Annotated in this window: 9 protein-coding genes; 4 read left to right on the plus strand and 5 right to left on the minus strand. The window is 65.1% G+C overall.

Going from position 1 to position 13,947, the window contains the following annotated elements; translation table 11 throughout:
- Window positions 1–13 precede the first annotated feature (13 nt).
- From ACUXVH_RS15315 to ACUXVH_RS15325, 3 genes are all read left to right on the plus strand, one after another.
- On the plus strand, window positions 14–1,003 hold the full coding sequence (locus ACUXVH_RS15315) for an SMI1/KNR4 family protein (protein ID WP_445495287.1): 990 nt from the start codon (window positions 14–16) through the stop codon (window positions 1,001–1,003).
- On the plus strand, window positions 1,000–1,953 hold the full coding sequence (gene nudK, locus ACUXVH_RS15320; RefSeq protein ID WP_065364190.1) for a GDP-mannose pyrophosphatase NudK: 954 nt from the start codon (window positions 1,000–1,002) through the stop codon (window positions 1,951–1,953). The genes ACUXVH_RS15315 and nudK overlap by 4 nt, the downstream gene beginning before the upstream one ends.
- Before the next feature lie 192 nt (window positions 1,954–2,145).
- Window positions 2,146–4,713 (plus strand): bifunctional diguanylate cyclase/phosphodiesterase, encoded by a 2,568-nt coding sequence (locus tag ACUXVH_RS15325; RefSeq protein WP_065364189.1) that lies wholly within the window; start codon window positions 2,146–2,148, stop codon window positions 4,711–4,713.
- Between the two features lie 9 nt (window positions 4,714–4,722).
- On the opposite strand, the gene ACUXVH_RS15330 is transcribed toward ACUXVH_RS15325, so the two are convergent.
- From ACUXVH_RS15330 to ACUXVH_RS15350, 5 genes are read right to left on the minus strand one after another with little or no spacing between them, the layout of a single operon-like run.
- Window positions 4,723–6,135 carry a DUF2252 domain-containing protein gene (locus ACUXVH_RS15330; protein ID WP_011061611.1) on the minus strand — a complete coding sequence of 471 codons (1,413 nt, stop codon included), beginning with the start codon at window positions 6,133–6,135 and terminating at the stop codon, window positions 4,723–4,725.
- Window positions 6,136–6,179: 44 nt separating this feature from the next.
- Window positions 6,180–7,598, minus strand: a complete 1,419-nt coding sequence (locus ACUXVH_RS15335) for an ATP-binding protein (protein ID WP_011061610.1) — start codon at window positions 7,596–7,598, stop codon at window positions 6,180–6,182.
- Window positions 7,598–9,403, minus strand: a complete 1,806-nt coding sequence (locus ACUXVH_RS15340; protein WP_065364188.1) for a DAHL domain-containing protein — start codon at window positions 9,401–9,403, stop codon at window positions 7,598–7,600. The genes ACUXVH_RS15335 and ACUXVH_RS15340 overlap by 1 nt, the downstream gene beginning before the upstream one ends.
- A complete protein-coding gene (locus ACUXVH_RS15345; RefSeq protein WP_065364187.1) occupies window positions 9,400–10,395 on the minus strand; it encodes a cytochrome-c peroxidase in 996 nt (331 codons plus the stop codon). Before ACUXVH_RS15345 ends, ACUXVH_RS15340 begins: the two co-directional genes overlap by 4 nt.
- On the minus strand, window positions 10,385–12,310 hold the full coding sequence (locus ACUXVH_RS15350) for a GGDEF/EAL domain-containing response regulator (protein WP_065364186.1): 1,926 nt from the start codon (window positions 12,308–12,310) through the stop codon (window positions 10,385–10,387). Before ACUXVH_RS15350 ends, ACUXVH_RS15345 begins: the two co-directional genes overlap by 11 nt.
- 201 nt (window positions 12,311–12,511) lie before the next feature.
- Here ACUXVH_RS15350 and ACUXVH_RS15355 point away from each other — a divergent pair, with 201 nt between their 5' ends.
- Window positions 12,512–13,843, plus strand: a complete 1,332-nt coding sequence (locus ACUXVH_RS15355; protein ID WP_041118501.1) for an HD domain-containing phosphohydrolase — start codon at window positions 12,512–12,514, stop codon at window positions 13,841–13,843.
- The last annotated feature ends 104 nt before the right edge of the window (window positions 13,844–13,947 follow it).

Raw genomic sequence — 13,947 nt, forward strand, 5'->3', positions numbered from 1 at the left:
ACGGATGCATCGGATGAGCGAATTTCCCCACGATATCGACCTGGACGCGTTCTGGGACCGGGCCACCAGCAGCAAGATCAACCAGCCCCCCGCCAGCCCTGCCGTCATAGCCCAGTTGCAGGCGCAACTGGGCTATCGCCTGCCGCTGTCCTACGTGGCCTTCATGAACCGCTACAACGGCGGGCGCCCGCACCTCAGCTGTTTCCCCACCGAGCAGGGCACCTCCTGGGCCGAGGACCACTGCGCGATCGACAGCTTTCTGAGCATCGGCTGCGATGGCGACTATTCCCTGGGCGGTGGCCTGGGCAGCCGTTTCATGATCGAGGAGTGGGGCTACCCGGACCTGGGGGTGTACATCTGCGATTGCCCCTCCGCCGGCCATGACATGGTTGCCCTGGACTACAGCGAGTGCGGGCCCGAGGGCGAGCCGCGGGTGGTGCATGTGGACCAGGAGGCCGACTACGCGGTGACAGTGCTGGCAGCGGATTTCGAGGCCTTTGTCCGCGGGCTGGTGTCGCCCGAGGTCTACGACACCTCGGAACAGGATTACCTGGATGATCTGGACAAGGTCGCCCACGCGCCGTTCTCGCTCCTGCTGGAGGAACTGCTCGGCCATTTCAGCGCAGTCCCCGACCTGGGGCCGCTGATCCGCCAGATCGCCTTGCGCATCGTCCATGAGAAGCGCTACTTCGCCCTGCATGCCGATCCACTGTCGCAACTGCTCTATGACCTGCAGTTCTGGCTGTACCAGAATCGCTACCCGGTCCCCGACAAAGAGGCGTACCTGCTGGTCTATCAGGACATGATCGCCTTCGCCAGGGGCTTCGGCACCGGCGGCTACGCCCCGGACTTCATCCGCGACTGGTTCCATAACCGCCTGGCAGGCGGCCAGCTGCGGCAGGCGGCGGGCGGGTTCGCCCTGGCCCCGGCCTACCAGGCGCAATTGCTGGAACAACTGGCCGGGTTTCGCCCCGCACCCCTTCACGCCCAGGAGCAGCCATGAGCGAAGAAACCATCCGCATCACCGCCGAACAGACCCTCTCCGACAACTGGTACGTGCTGAAGAAGTACAGCTTCGAGCTGCGCCGCCGCGACGGCAGCTGGCAGGCCCAGGACCGCGAGGTCTACGACCGGGGCAATGGCGCAACCATCCTGCTGTACAACCTGCAACGGCGCACGGTGCTGCTGACCCGGCAGTTCCGCATGCCGGCCTTCGTCAACGGCCACAGCGGCTACCTGATCGAGACCGCTGCCGGGCTCCTGGACAACGCCAGCCCCGAGGTGCGCATCCGCCAGGAAGCCCAGGAGGAAACCGGCTACCGGGTCGGCGAGGTGCAGAAGGTCTTCGATGCCTTCATGAGCCCGGGTTCGGTGACCGAGCGGGTGCATTTCTTCATTGGCCATTACCAGGCCGAAGACCGGATCGACGCAGGCGGCGGGCTGGAGCACGAGGGCGAGGACATCGAGGTCCTGGAACTGGATATCGACCAGGCCCTGGGCATGATCAAGAGCGGGGAGATCGCCGACGGCAAGACCATCATGCTCCTGCAATACCTGCAACTGCATGTGCTCAAGCCCCGCAGCCTGATGGTGCTGGTGGCCGGCCCTTATCGCTCTGGTACCGACGATGACCCGGCGCTGCTGGCGCGCAATGTCGAGGCCATGGAGCACTGCGCGGCGCAGGTCCTGGCGGCGGGGCACTTTCCGGTACTGGGGGAATGGGTGGCGTTGCCCATGACCCGGCTGGCGGGTTCCCGGGCGGTGGGCGACGAGATCTACAACCAGCGCTTTCATGCCTACGCCGAGCGCCTGCTGGAACGCTGCGATGCGGTGCTGCGCATCGGCGGGCCGTCGGCGGGCTGCGATGCCATGGTCGAGATTGGCCAGCGCCTGGGCCTGGCCCTCTATCACCGGGTGGAGCAACTGCCGGTGGTGCCCGGCGGCATTGGCTGACGCGCCGCTCCAGGATGCCCCGGCGCCGGCAATCGGCGCCGGGGGAATACCCGCACAGGCCCCGCCAGGGGCTTTTCTTCAGGCCCTGCGGGGAAAAACTGTCTATCGTCAATAGGCAAGCGGGAGCTTCGTCGAAGGCCGCGTGAGGCAGGGTCGCACCGGTCGGTTTGTCGTTATGGCGCCTGGAGCACTATGGAAAACTTCGGTCTTGATCCGTCTCAAGGGCGCAGCACCTCCAATCAGGCGCTGACCCGCGCCACCTTGCTGGGTTGCTCGGGGCTGCTGCTGGCGCTGTTTCTCTTCACCGGTGTGTTGCTGGTATACATCGCCCTCGACCAGAACCTCGAGGCCGAGCAGCACAACCGCCTGGACATCGACAAGGCCCTGCAATCCTTTGCCGGCAATGCCCGCACCACCCTCAAGGACTACGCCCTCTGGGGCGATGCCTACCAGCACCTGCACCTTAAGGTCGACCTGGACTGGGCCTTCAACCGGCAGAATTTCGGCCCCACGCTGTACCGCGACCTGGGCTTTGACGGGGTGTTCGTGATCAACCCGGCCGGCCACACCGTGTACTCCCTGGTGGCCGGCGACCTCAGCGAGATGGATGCCCGCGACTGGCTGGGCGAGGCGTTGCCGCCCCTGGTCAGCGCAGCGCGCGAGGCCGGCGGCAAGGTGGTGGACCGTTACCAGTCGATTGCCGGCACGCCGGCGCTGGTGCTCGCCGCTGTCATAGGCCCGGGCAACGACCCGCAAGTGCGCCCTGATGCCGGGCCGCAGTCGGTGCTGGTCTTCGTCGCCCGTTTCGACCCGCCGCGGTTACTGGCCCTGGGCCAAGGCATGGACATCGAGCATCTGCAGGTGGCCCGTGCCGCCACGGACCAGAGTTTGCCAACCCTGGACTTGCCCGACGGCGCCGGAACCCTGCAATGGCGGCCGGCGCGCCCCGGGCACCAGTTGCTGGTGCTGGTGATGCCGCTGTTGCTGCTGGCCGGCCTGCTGGTGGGCCTGATGGCGGTGTTCCTGTTGCGCCGCGCCGATGCTGCAGCGCAGGTCATGGATCGGCAGGTCCAGGCGCTGCGCGCCAACCGCTGGGCCCTGGCCGCGAGCGAGGAGCGCTTTCGCGATGTGGCTGAAGCTGCGTCCGACTGGATCTGGGAAGTCGACGGGCAGCTGTGCTTTACCTACCTGTCCGAACGTTTCGAGGCGGTCACCGGGTTGACCCGGGAGTCGACCCTGGGGCGGCCGATGACCGAGCTGCTGAGCTGCGAACAGGGTTCGCTGGGCCAGTGGCTGGCGGCCCCGGAGCGGCGTTCCCAGGCGATCCAGCAGTGCCTGTACCGGGATGGCCAGGGGCAGTCGCGAGTCTGTCGCCTGTCGGTGCGGGCCATGGCCGCCGGGGGCTTTCGCGGCACCGCCAGTGATATCACCGAGGAGGTCGCGGCTCGAAGGCGGGTCGAGTACCTGTCCCAGCACGATGCCTTGACCGGCCTTGCCAACCGCACCCGCATGCAGGAGTTTCTCGAAGGCCGGCTGCAGGCCCCGCCGACCCTGCAGGAACCGCTGCTGATGCTCAGCGTCGACCTGGACCGTTTCAAACCGGTGAACGACTTGCTGGGGCACGCCGCTGGCGACCAGGTGCTGCATGAGGTGTCCCAGCGCCTGGCCCAATGCCTGCGCAGCGAGGACCTGGTGGCCCGGGTCGGCGGCGACGAGTTTGTCCTGGTGGTCACCGGCCAGGTGGCTGGCCACGAGATCGAAGGCTTGTGCCGGCGCCTGATCGAGCGGATCGAGGAACCGTTCTATATCGCCGGGCACGAGGTCTTCATCAGCGCCAGCATCGGCATTGCCCGGGCCCCGGGCGACGCCTCCCAGGCCGAAGAGCTGTTGCGCTTTGCCGACATTGCCCTGTACGAGGCGAAAGCGGCGGGGCGCAGCACCTGGCGTTTCTATGCGCCCTACATGAATGTGCGGATCATCGAACGGCGGCGCCTGGAGCGTGACCTGCGCCATGCCATCGAGCAGGACCAGCTGCTCCTGCATTTCCAGCCGCGCTACCGCGTGCTCGATGGCCAGTTGATGGGCGCCGAGGCCCTGGTGCGCTGGCAGCACCCCCAGCATGGCTTGCTGGGGCCGGACGTGTTCGTGCCGATTGCCGAGGACACCGGGTTGATCCTGCCGCTGAGCAACTGGGTACTGCACGCAGCCTGTCGTGCGGCGCGAGCCTGGCCGGAAGGCCGACTGCTGGCGGTCAAGCTGTCGCCGGCGGAATTTCTGCGCGGCCAGCTGGTGGCGCGGATCGCGGCGGTGCTCAAGCAGAGCGGCCTGGAGCCGTCACGCCTGGAGCTGGAAATGACCGACAAGGTGCTGCTGGACGACAGCCGCCACGTGCTCACCATCATGCAGGGGCTCAAGGCGCTGGGGGTGCAGTTGCTGATCGACGATTTCGGCACCGGCTACTCGGCGCTGCAGTACCTGCAGACCTTCCCCCTGGATGGCCTGAAGATCGACAGCAGCTTCATCGCCCGGCTCAACCACAACGATGCCGGGCGCTCCATTGTCGAGGCGATTGTCGACCTGGGGCATGCATTGTCCTTGCGGGTGGTCGCCGAGGGGGTGCAGACCGCGGCGCAGTTCGGGGTCTTGCGCGACATTCAGTGCGATGAGGTGCAGGGCCCGCACCTGAGCCCGCCGCTGGACCAGGAGGCCCTGCTGAAGCTCTATGGCGAAGCCGCCCGGGCCTCGCGCCCGATCACCTGAGCCTGTGTTTCAGGGCAGGTGGTCGGCGGCGAAGTCGGCCTCCGAGCGCGCTTGCAGGCGGCCTTTGCGGCAGGCCTGCTGGAAGCGCTCGAAATCCCGCTCGTTCTGCGTGGCATAGGCCTGGGCGTAGTGCCACAGGGCTTCGGCCAGGGTTTCGCTCTTGCCGATGTAGCCGCTGATCCGCGCGGCCTGGCCCGAGGCCTTGGCGTGGGCCCGGGCCAGGGCCCGGCCGCAGATCCTGGCATAGGCGGCGAAGGTGTCCTCGTCGAAGGTCTCAAGTTCCGCCGAGACCTTCATGTCGCGCAGTTGGCGCACATAGAAATGACGGCCGTTGGGGCCGGTGGTCCAGCCCAGGAACAGATCGCTGGCGGACTGCATCAGGCGCTGGCCTTCCACCACCCGCTGGCCGTTGTGCCTTGGCTTTGAGCGTTCGCGCACATAGTCGGCGAGCACCGAGCGCCGGGCTTCCTTGAATTGCAGGAACAGTGGCCGCTGCTGGGCGTCGGTGAGCAGCGCCACCAGGCAGCGGGTGCCGACGCTGCCAACCCCCACCACCTTGAAGGCCAGGTCGCTGGGCTGGAACCGTGCCAGCAGGTCGCGGCGGTCGGCCTGCAGGGTGCCGCGGTAGTCGCGCATGAAGGTGTCGTACAGCGGCCGCCAGTCTTCCAGGCGCATCCAGTCATCGTCGGGGTCCAGCAGGCTGGTGGTGTTGTGCAGGTGGAAGATTTCCGGCAGGTCGTCGCGAATCAGCAGGCGGCCCCGGGCGTCGCGTTCGCTGATCTTGGGCAGGAGCTCGGCATGGGTGCGCCGGGCGGCCTTGTCGATGGCCCGTTGCACATGCTCCAGGGTGTCGCTGTTGGAGCGCGCCTGGTGCAGCAGGTCTTCGTAGGTCAGGGCGTCGTACCAGATCTCCAGGGCGCTTTGCCCGGCGCAGGTGGCCATGCTGCGCTGATAGGCGCCCACCAGTTCGCGGCACAGGGCCTCTTCGACCCCCGGGCCGTGGCGCAGGTGCCGGGCGGCAATCAGGAAGCTCGCCACCAGGCGCTTGAGGTCCCACTCCCAGGGGCCGGGATGGACCTCGTCGAAGTCGTTGACGCTGAACAGCAGGTTGCGCTCGGGGGTGGCAAAGCCGCCGAAGTTCATCAGGTGGCAGTCGCCACAGATGGTCGAGCGCAGGCCCATGTCCGGGGTGCTGGCCAGGTCGTGGGCCTGGAGCAGGGCGTTGCCACGGTAGAAGGTGAAGGGCGACACCAGCATGCGCCCGTAGCGCAGTGCCACCAGGGACTGGACCCGGCCCTGGCTGGAGGCCTCGATCAACGGCAAGGGGTCGCGCTTGATCTGCCCGGGATCGGAATGGGAGCTGCGGGGGCAGTCCTTGCGGGCTTGCTTGCCGAGCTTGATCGAATCGTCGGGGCGGTTCATGGACAGCTCCTGTGCCAGGCCTTAGCGGTAGGGGGGAGGTTTGGCTAGGGTTGTGCGGGCAACTCCTGGCGCGCCTGCCGGATCGGCAGTTCCACGCGAAAGGTGCTGCCGACGCCGGGCTGGCTCTGCACGCTGATCTGCCCGCCGTGCTTCTTGACGATGCCGTAGGACAGCGACAGGCCCAGGCCGGTCCCCTGGCCCACCGGCTTGGTGGTGAAGAAGGGGTCGAAGATCTTGGCCAGGTGCTCCTGGTCGATGCCGCAGCCGCTGTCGCTGACCTCCAGCCAGACCCGCTCGCCGTCCACGCCGTTGCGCAGGGTAATGGTGCCGCGCTCGGGGCCTATGGCCTGCGCCGCGTTGACCACCAGGTTCATCACCACTTGATTGAGTTGGGAGGGCAGGCATTCGATTTCCGGCAACGGCTGGTAGTCGGTGACCAGGTCGGCCTTGTACTTGAGTTCGTTGGCCACGATGTTCAGGGTCGAGTCGATGCCCTGTTGCAGGCTCGCCAGCTGCCATTGCTGGTCGCTGTCGACCCGGGAGAAGTTCTTCAGGTCCTTGACGATCTGCGCCACCCGGCCGATGCCTTCCTTGGACTCCCTGATCAGTACCGGAATGTCCTGCTGGAGGAAGTCCAGGTCGATGCTCTCGCGCAGGCTCTGCAGGTGCTTGCGCAGTTCCGGCGCGGCGATGGCTTCTTCGGCCTGGCGATAGGCGCTGAGCATCTGGTCGAGCTGCTGCAGGTAGCCTGCCAGGCTGCCGAGGTTGGAGGACACGAAACCGATGGGGTTGTTGATTTCGTGGGCGACCCCGGCGGCCAGTTGCCCGAGGGAGGCCAGTTTTTCCGATTGCACCAGCTGGTTTTCCAACTGCTTGCGTTCGTCGATCTCCAGTTGCAGCGCCGCCCCGGCCTGCCTCAGGTCTTCGGTGCGCTGCTGCACCAGGTGCTCCAGGTGATGCATTTGCAAAAGCGCGCGGGCGGTCATTTCCCACTTGCTGGTCAGGGTGTTGGCCATCTGCTGGACTTCGATGTTGTCAAAGGGCTTCTTCAGGATCAGCAGGCGGTGATGACCCTGCAGGCGCTCCAGCAGCTCTTCCCAGGAATAGTCGGAGTAGGCGGTGCACACCACCACCTGTAGCCGCGGGTCCTGTTGCCAGAGGCGTTCGATGGTCTGCGCGCCGTCCCAGCCCTGGGGCATGCGCATGTCGACAAACGCCAGGGCATAGGGACGCTGCCGCTCCTGGGCCTGGCAGACCATGGCCAGGCCTTCCTCGCCGCCGTAGGCCGAATCCAGTTCGAAAGGCTGTTGCCGGGGCTTGGCCGTGGCGCCGAACAGCTGTGCCTCCAGGTCATCCAGGCCGTTGTCGTCTGCCTCGGGCGGGGTGAGGATCTTGCGAAAGTCCTCGTGGATCGACGGGGTATCGTCGATCAGCAGGATCCGGCGATTGTTCAACTGGTCCATCATGGGTCCTCTGCGCTGATCAGCGGGATGTCCAGAGTGAAGGTGGCGCCCAGGCCGGGGCCATCACTGTGCACATTCAATTGTCCACCCATCTCCATGGCCGCCAGGGCGCAGCTATGCAAGCCGAAGCCATGGCCGTCCTTGCGGGTGGTGAAGCCGTGGGAAAAAATCCGCGTCAGGTTCTCCGCGGGGATGCCTTCGCCTTCATCCTTGACGCTGATGCTCAGGGTCTGGCCGTCCAGCACTCTGGCGCTCAGGGTCAGGGTCCGCGAATGATCATCGAGGTTGGACATGGCGTACTTGGCGTTGCTGATCAGGTTGATCAGGATCAGCAGCATGCGGTGCTTGTCGCCCATCACCGGAGGCAACGGGCCATAGTCCTTGACCACCGTGACCTGATGCCGGGCCAGGGCGCCGGAGTTCATGCGCAGGGCGTCTTCGATCAGCTCGGCGACCCGCAGGGGTTCTATCAGCCGAGAGGCTCCGGCATAGGATTGCTGGGTGGCGACGATTTCCTTGATGTGGTCGACGCTGCGGGCCAACTGAGCCAGTTCTTCGCCCATGCCCTGCTGTTCGGTGGCTATGGCTTCGACCAATTGATTGAGGTAGCCGGGGAGCAGCTTGCCTTTGTCGTCTTCGGTGAAAAAACGCCCCAGGTCATCCTGGTGCTGGTTGATCAACTGCATGGCCTTGCCCAGCCCTTGTGCCTTGCTGGAGCGCAGGGTGCGGCTGAGCATTTCGCTGCAGATATTCACGCTGTTGAGCACGTTGCCCACGTTGTGCAGGACGTTGGTCGCAATTTCCGCCATGCCCGCCTGGCGGGCGCTGTCCATGAGTTCGCTCTGGGCTTCCTTGAGCTCCCGGGTGCGTTCCTCGACCCGGTGTTCCAGGTGCTCGTTGGCGCTCTGCAGGGCCGTGTTCACCCGGCGGATGACCGCGTAGCTGCGTACCAGCCTGACGGCCAGGTAGAGAATCAGTATCACCAGCAAGGCGGCAAAGAGCAGCAGGTACTGGTGGGCCTTCTGGTCCTGCAGATCGGCCTGCAACTGATCGGCGTTGAGCAGATGGGTGATGTCGTCCAGGCGCTGGGCGATGGGGATCGAGGTGATGCGCTCCAGCAGGTCGTTGACCATCGGCTGCTCCCGCAGAATCACCGAGACGTGGTTGCTGAGGATCTCCACCGGCTCATGCATGGGTTCGGGCAGGCGCTCCTTGTTGACCGCCAGTTTGTTCAGCCCCACCAGGATGTCTGCGGCCCGGTCGTCGCTGGAAACCTGGGCGAACTCCAGGCTGCTGAGCAGCAGGTCATAGGTATCGATGGCAATGGTCTGCTCTGACAGCCGCGCCTGGTCGTCAAGGCCGGCCAGGCGGCGCTGGATATCGTCTTCGGCAGTGGGCAGGAAGGCCAAGGAGTTGCGCAGCACCGCGTTGTGGGTCTTGAAACGCTCCACCAGGCCGGCCTTTTCCTGGAAGGCCTCGATGAACGCCTGGTGGCCGGCCGTCCAGGCGGCCGGGTCATTGTGGTTCTGTTGTGAAAGCTGATCGAAGCGGTTCCACAGCTGGTTGATCTCTTGCACCGGCATGACCAGTGGATCGTAGTCGTGGGTGATGGCGATCCGAGCCTTGAGCACCTCGGTTTCCCATTGGGCATTCAACTGCTTGATATGGCTGATCAGGTCCCGCGCCAGTACGTAGTTCGAGGGCTGGCCGATCACTGTCTTGAAGTAGAGAAAGGCCAGCCCCAGCACCAGGCTCAGGGTCAGTAGCGACAGCAGCATGATCGGCACGCGTCGGGACAGCTTCATAAGGGCTTGCCCTGCCATTCGCCGGTCAGGGTCTTGAGAAACTTGACGATCAGGCTGATGTCCTGGGTATTGGGCGGGCGCCCCAGCTGATACTTGAACATCACCTCCACGGCCTGCTCCAGGGTCGGCGCCGAACCGTCATGGAAGTAGGGCGCAGTCACTGCGACATTGCGCAGGCTGGGCACCTTGAACACGTTGCGGTCCTGTTCGTCGCCGGTGACCAGGAAGCGCCCCAGGTCGGCGTCGGTGGGGTTGCCCCGGGCAGCGAAGTAGTCGCCCATCACGCCGAACTTCTGAAACATGTTGCCGCCGATATTGACCCCCTGGTGGCAGGCGATGCAGCCGTAATCCTTGAAGCGCTGGTAACCGTATTTTTCTTCCAGGCTGAGGATGTCGGTATTGCCTTGCAGGTACTGGTCGAACCGCGAGTTGGCGCTGAGCAAGGTCTTTTCATAGGTGGCCAGGGCATTTTGCACGTTGGCTGCGGTGATGCCGTCCGGGTACAGGGCACCGAAGGACTTCTGGTAGGCGCTGTCATCGCTCAAGGTGCGGATCAGCGCCGGCCAGGTGTTGCCCATCTCGCTGGGGCTTTGCACGACGCTGTCGATCTGCGCTTCCAGGGATTCGACGCGCCCGTCCCAGAACTGCCGGAAATTCAGCGCGGCATTGAACACGCTGGGGGTGTTGACCCGGGTGGGTTGCCCCTTGAAACCCGGCGATTTTGCCTGGGAGTCGGCCCCGCCCTGGTCCAGCCGGTGGCAGCTGGCACAGGACAGGCTGTGGTCCTGGGACAGGCGCGGTTCGTTGAACAGCTGGCGCCCGAGCTCGACCCGCTGGGGGTCGAGTGCCGGCGGTGCGGGCAACGGCTTGAGCGGTTCGTCCAGGGGCGCGGCAAAAGCGCTCGGGCTGCTGGCGCCCAGCCCTGCCCAGAGCAGCAGGAGCAGTACCCGTGCGCGGCGGCTCGGCGGCTGGCGCGGTTGTTCAGTGGTCATGGTCCGTCACCTGGAACTGCGGCCTGTGCTTGCCCAGCAGGCGAGCGAAGTCTTCGGCGGGCAGCGCCTTGCTGAAGTAGTAGCCCTGGGCTTCCTCGCAGCCTTGCTGCTGGAGAAAGGTCAGTTGCTGGTGCGTCTCCACCCCTTCGGCGATGACCTTCAGGTTCAGGCTGCGCCCCAGGTTGATGATGGCGCTGACCAGTACGGCGTCCTTGTGTTCGTGGCTCAGGCCGTGGATGAAGGATTGGTCGATCTTGAGCACATCCACGGGAAACTTGCGCAGGTAGCTCAGGCTCGAATAGCCGGTACCGAAATCATCGACGGCCAGGCGCACGCCCAGGGCCTTGATCGCCAGCAGGGTAGCCAGCGTGACCTCGACGTTCTGCAGCAGTACGCCTTCGGTGATTTCCAGTTCCAGCCAGGCCGGGTCCAGGGCGTTGTCGCTGAGCGCGTCGCGCAGTTGCTGGAGCAGTTGCGGCTGCCTGAAGTCAGCCGCCGACAGGTTGATGGACAACGGCACAGGGGGCAGGCCGGCGTTCTGCCAGGCCCGGCACTGGCGAGTGGCTTCCCCCAGGACCCATTGGCTGATGCGGGTGATCAAGCCGCTGTCTTCGGCCACTGGAATGAACAGCTCGGGGCTGATCCAGCCCTGTTGCGGGCGTTGCCAGCGAATCAGCGCTTCAGCGCCTACCACATTGCCCGAGGCCAGGTGGATTTTCGGCTGGTAATGCAGGTGGAACTCCCGGCGTTCCAGGGCCTGGAGAATCCCCGACTCCAGGTATTGCTGCTCCCGGGCCCGGTGCGTCATGTCATCGGTGAAGAAACAGTAGCTGCCCGGTGCCTGCTCCTTGCTGGTGCGCATGGCCATCTCGGCTTTCTTGATCAGCGCCAGGGCATCCTGGCCATCCTCGGGGTACAGGCTGATGCCCAGGCTGGCCGTCACCTGCAGGTCGTGCCCGGCGATGTCATCGAACTGGCTCACGGTGGCCAGCAGCTTTTGCGCAAGCGCGCGTATCTGCGCCGGATGCTGCTGGTCATGGAGCACCACCACGAACTCGTCGGAGCCGTAGCGAAACAGCGAGTCCGACTCGCGCATGCCTTGTTCCAGGCGCCGGGCGATTCTCTTGAGCAACTCGTCCCCGGCCGGGTATCCCAGGGCATGGTTGATCCGCTTGAACCGGTCCAGGCCGAGGAACATCACCGCCAGCCGCTGCTCATAACGGCGGGCCCGTGCCATGGCCTGGCCCAGGCGGTCCCCCAGCAAGGTGCTGGAGGGCAGGCCGGTGAGCACGTCGTAGTGCAGCAGGTGGGAGACCTTGAGCAGTTCGGCCACCCGTCTTTCGATGGTCTGTTGCAGGTCGTCGAGTTTCTGCCGGGCGTCCTGTGCCATCTGCCACTTCCAGGTCAGCGCGCTGGCCATCTGGCGGATTTCCAGGCTGTCGAAGGGCTTTTTCAAGATCAGCAACTGGTCGCCGAATGCCAGGCGTTGCGCCATGGCTTCCCAGGAATAGTCGGAATAGGCGGTGCACAGGGCGATCTGCAGGTCCGGGTCGGCGTTCCACAAGCGCTCGATGGTTTCCAGCCCATCCCAGCCGGGGGGCATGCGCATGTCGATGAACGCCATGGCATAGGGCAGGCCCAGGGCCAGGGACGCTTCGACCCGGGCCAGGGCCTCTTGGCCCTGGAACGCCGAATCGAGGCAGAAGGGCGCTTGCTGCGCTGGCATCGTGGCGTGGCCGAACAACTGTTGCTCGGCCAGGCTCAGGTCCGGGGCCTGGCGCGGGGCCAGGATCTTGTGGAAATCCTCATGGATTGCCGGGCTGTCATCGACAATCAGGATCCGTCGGTTGGCCCGCCCTGGGGGCTGGTCCGAGGCTTCTTGTGCCTTTGTCTGTGCGTCACTGCCAGCGTCCATAGACCTTCCCTAGTACCCTGAGCCCGCCTTGCAACGTTGTCAGCATAGTCATTGCGCAGTGCCGCGGCTGACGAATTTATTTCGCGGGGGGCAATGGCGTGAAAATAAAAAACTCATCTAGGATTGTCTGGGAAAAACCGCCGCTGCCGAGCCGTCCGTGAGCACGGAGCGGGGCAGCCTATGCCGCACAGGGAGAACCCCATGGAAGATCCGCAGCCGGTTGAGCCAGGTAGGCGTCCACGTGTGTTGCTGGTGGACGACGAGGAGTCGATTCTCAACAGTCTCAAGCGCCTGCTGCGTCCCGAGCCCTATGAAGTGCTGCTGGCCAACAGCGGCGCCAGAGCGCTGGAGATCCTCGCCGAAGGCCCCGTCGACCTGGTGATGAGCGACGCGCGCATGCCCGGCATGGACGGCGCGGCCCTGCTGGCCCGGGTGCGGGAGAAGTACCCGGCGGTGCGGCGAATCCTGCTCACCGGTTATGCCGATCTGAACACCATCATCAAGGCCGTCAACGACGGGCAGATCCACCAGTACCTGAGCAAGCCCTGGAATGACGAAGAGCTGCTGCTGATCCTGCGCCAGACCCTGGAGCACCAGCTCGCCGAGCGTGAGCTCAAGCGTTTGCAGCAGTTGGTCCTGGAGCAGAACCAGCAACTCAAGGCCAGCAACGCCAGCCTGGAACGGCATGTGGCTTCGCGGACCGCGGAGCTGCAGCAGACTGCCGACATGCTCGACCTGGCCTACGAAGAACTCAAGCACAGCTATGTGACCGCCACCGAGGTGTTTTCGCTGCTGGCCAACCTGCGGCTGCCCGCGGACAAGCAAACCAACCGCAAGATCATCGAACTGGTGCGTGCCTGCTGCAAAAGGCACGGCCTGGACGAGGCCAGCAGCCGCGACCTGACCATGGCGGCGGCCCTGTACAACATCGGCAAGTTGAGCTGGAGCGATGCCATGCTGCTGGCGCCGGCGGACTTGTTGCGCCATACCGATCAGGCGCGCTACCGCGCCTATCCCGAGCAGAGCGAATCGGTGCTGATGGCACTGGAACCGATGCAGGATGCCGCGCGGCTGATCCTTCATCACCAGGAGCGCTGGGACGGCAGCGGCTTTCCCCAGCGCCTCAAGGGCGAGGCGATTCCCTGGGGCTCCCGGCTGTTGAAGCTGGCGGTGGATTTCATCGAGTTGCAGTGCGGGCTGATTCTGGAACGGCACATGAACAGCGATGAAGCCCTGCTGTTCATTCGCAAGTACGCGGGCCGCCTGTACGACCCGAATCTGGTGGAAGACTTTGTCCAGGTCTGTGCCGCCTACCAGAGCGATGTCACCGTCGATGATCCGACGGTCAAGGTCCTGGGAACCCGGGAGCTGCAGGCCGGGATGGTCCTGCGGCGCAACCTGAATGCCGACAACGGCATGTTGCTGCTCAATGCCGGCAAGGTGCTCAGCGAACCGCTGGTGCAGAAACTGATCGCCTTCGAAGCCATGGAAGGGGCCCGCTACAGCATCTTCGTCAGCGTTCCCGACGCCTGAGTGGCGTGTGCGGTCCGTCGTGCTTGCCCGGTGCCGCAGTGATCCGTCATATTTTGCCCCCCGCGTAGTGGGCGCCCTGAGGTGCTCCGGGCGATTTCGGATCG

It is taken from the genome of Pseudomonas sp. 8(2025) (assembly GCF_052665325.1).

Bases quoted from the DNA above. Each gene is read 5' to 3' on its own strand.
- ACUXVH_RS15315 (WP_445495287.1), top strand. From the start codon at position 14: ATGAGCGAATTTCCCCACGATATCGACCTGGACGCGTTCTGGGACCGG.
- ACUXVH_RS15355 (WP_041118501.1), top strand. From the start codon at position 12,512: ATGGAAGATCCGCAGCCGGTTGAGCCAGGTAGGCGTCCACGTGTGTTG.
- ACUXVH_RS15330 (WP_011061611.1), bottom strand. From the start codon at position 6,135: ATGAACCGCCCCGACGATTCGATCAAGCTCGGCAAGCAAGCCCGCAAG.
- nudK (WP_065364190.1), top strand. From the start codon at position 1,000: ATGAGCGAAGAAACCATCCGCATCACCGCCGAACAGACCCTCTCCGAC.
- ACUXVH_RS15345 (WP_065364187.1), bottom strand. From the start codon at position 10,395: ATGACCACTGAACAACCGCGCCAGCCGCCGAGCCGCCGCGCACGGGTA.
- ACUXVH_RS15325 (WP_065364189.1), top strand. From the start codon at position 2,146: ATGGAAAACTTCGGTCTTGATCCGTCTCAAGGGCGCAGCACCTCCAAT.
- ACUXVH_RS15350 (WP_065364186.1), bottom strand. From the start codon at position 12,310: ATGGACGCTGGCAGTGACGCACAGACAAAGGCACAAGAAGCCTCGGAC.
- ACUXVH_RS15335 (WP_011061610.1), bottom strand. From the start codon at position 7,598: ATGGACCAGTTGAACAATCGCCGGATCCTGCTGATCGACGATACCCCG.
- ACUXVH_RS15340 (WP_065364188.1), bottom strand. From the start codon at position 9,403: ATGAAGCTGTCCCGACGCGTGCCGATCATGCTGCTGTCGCTACTGACC.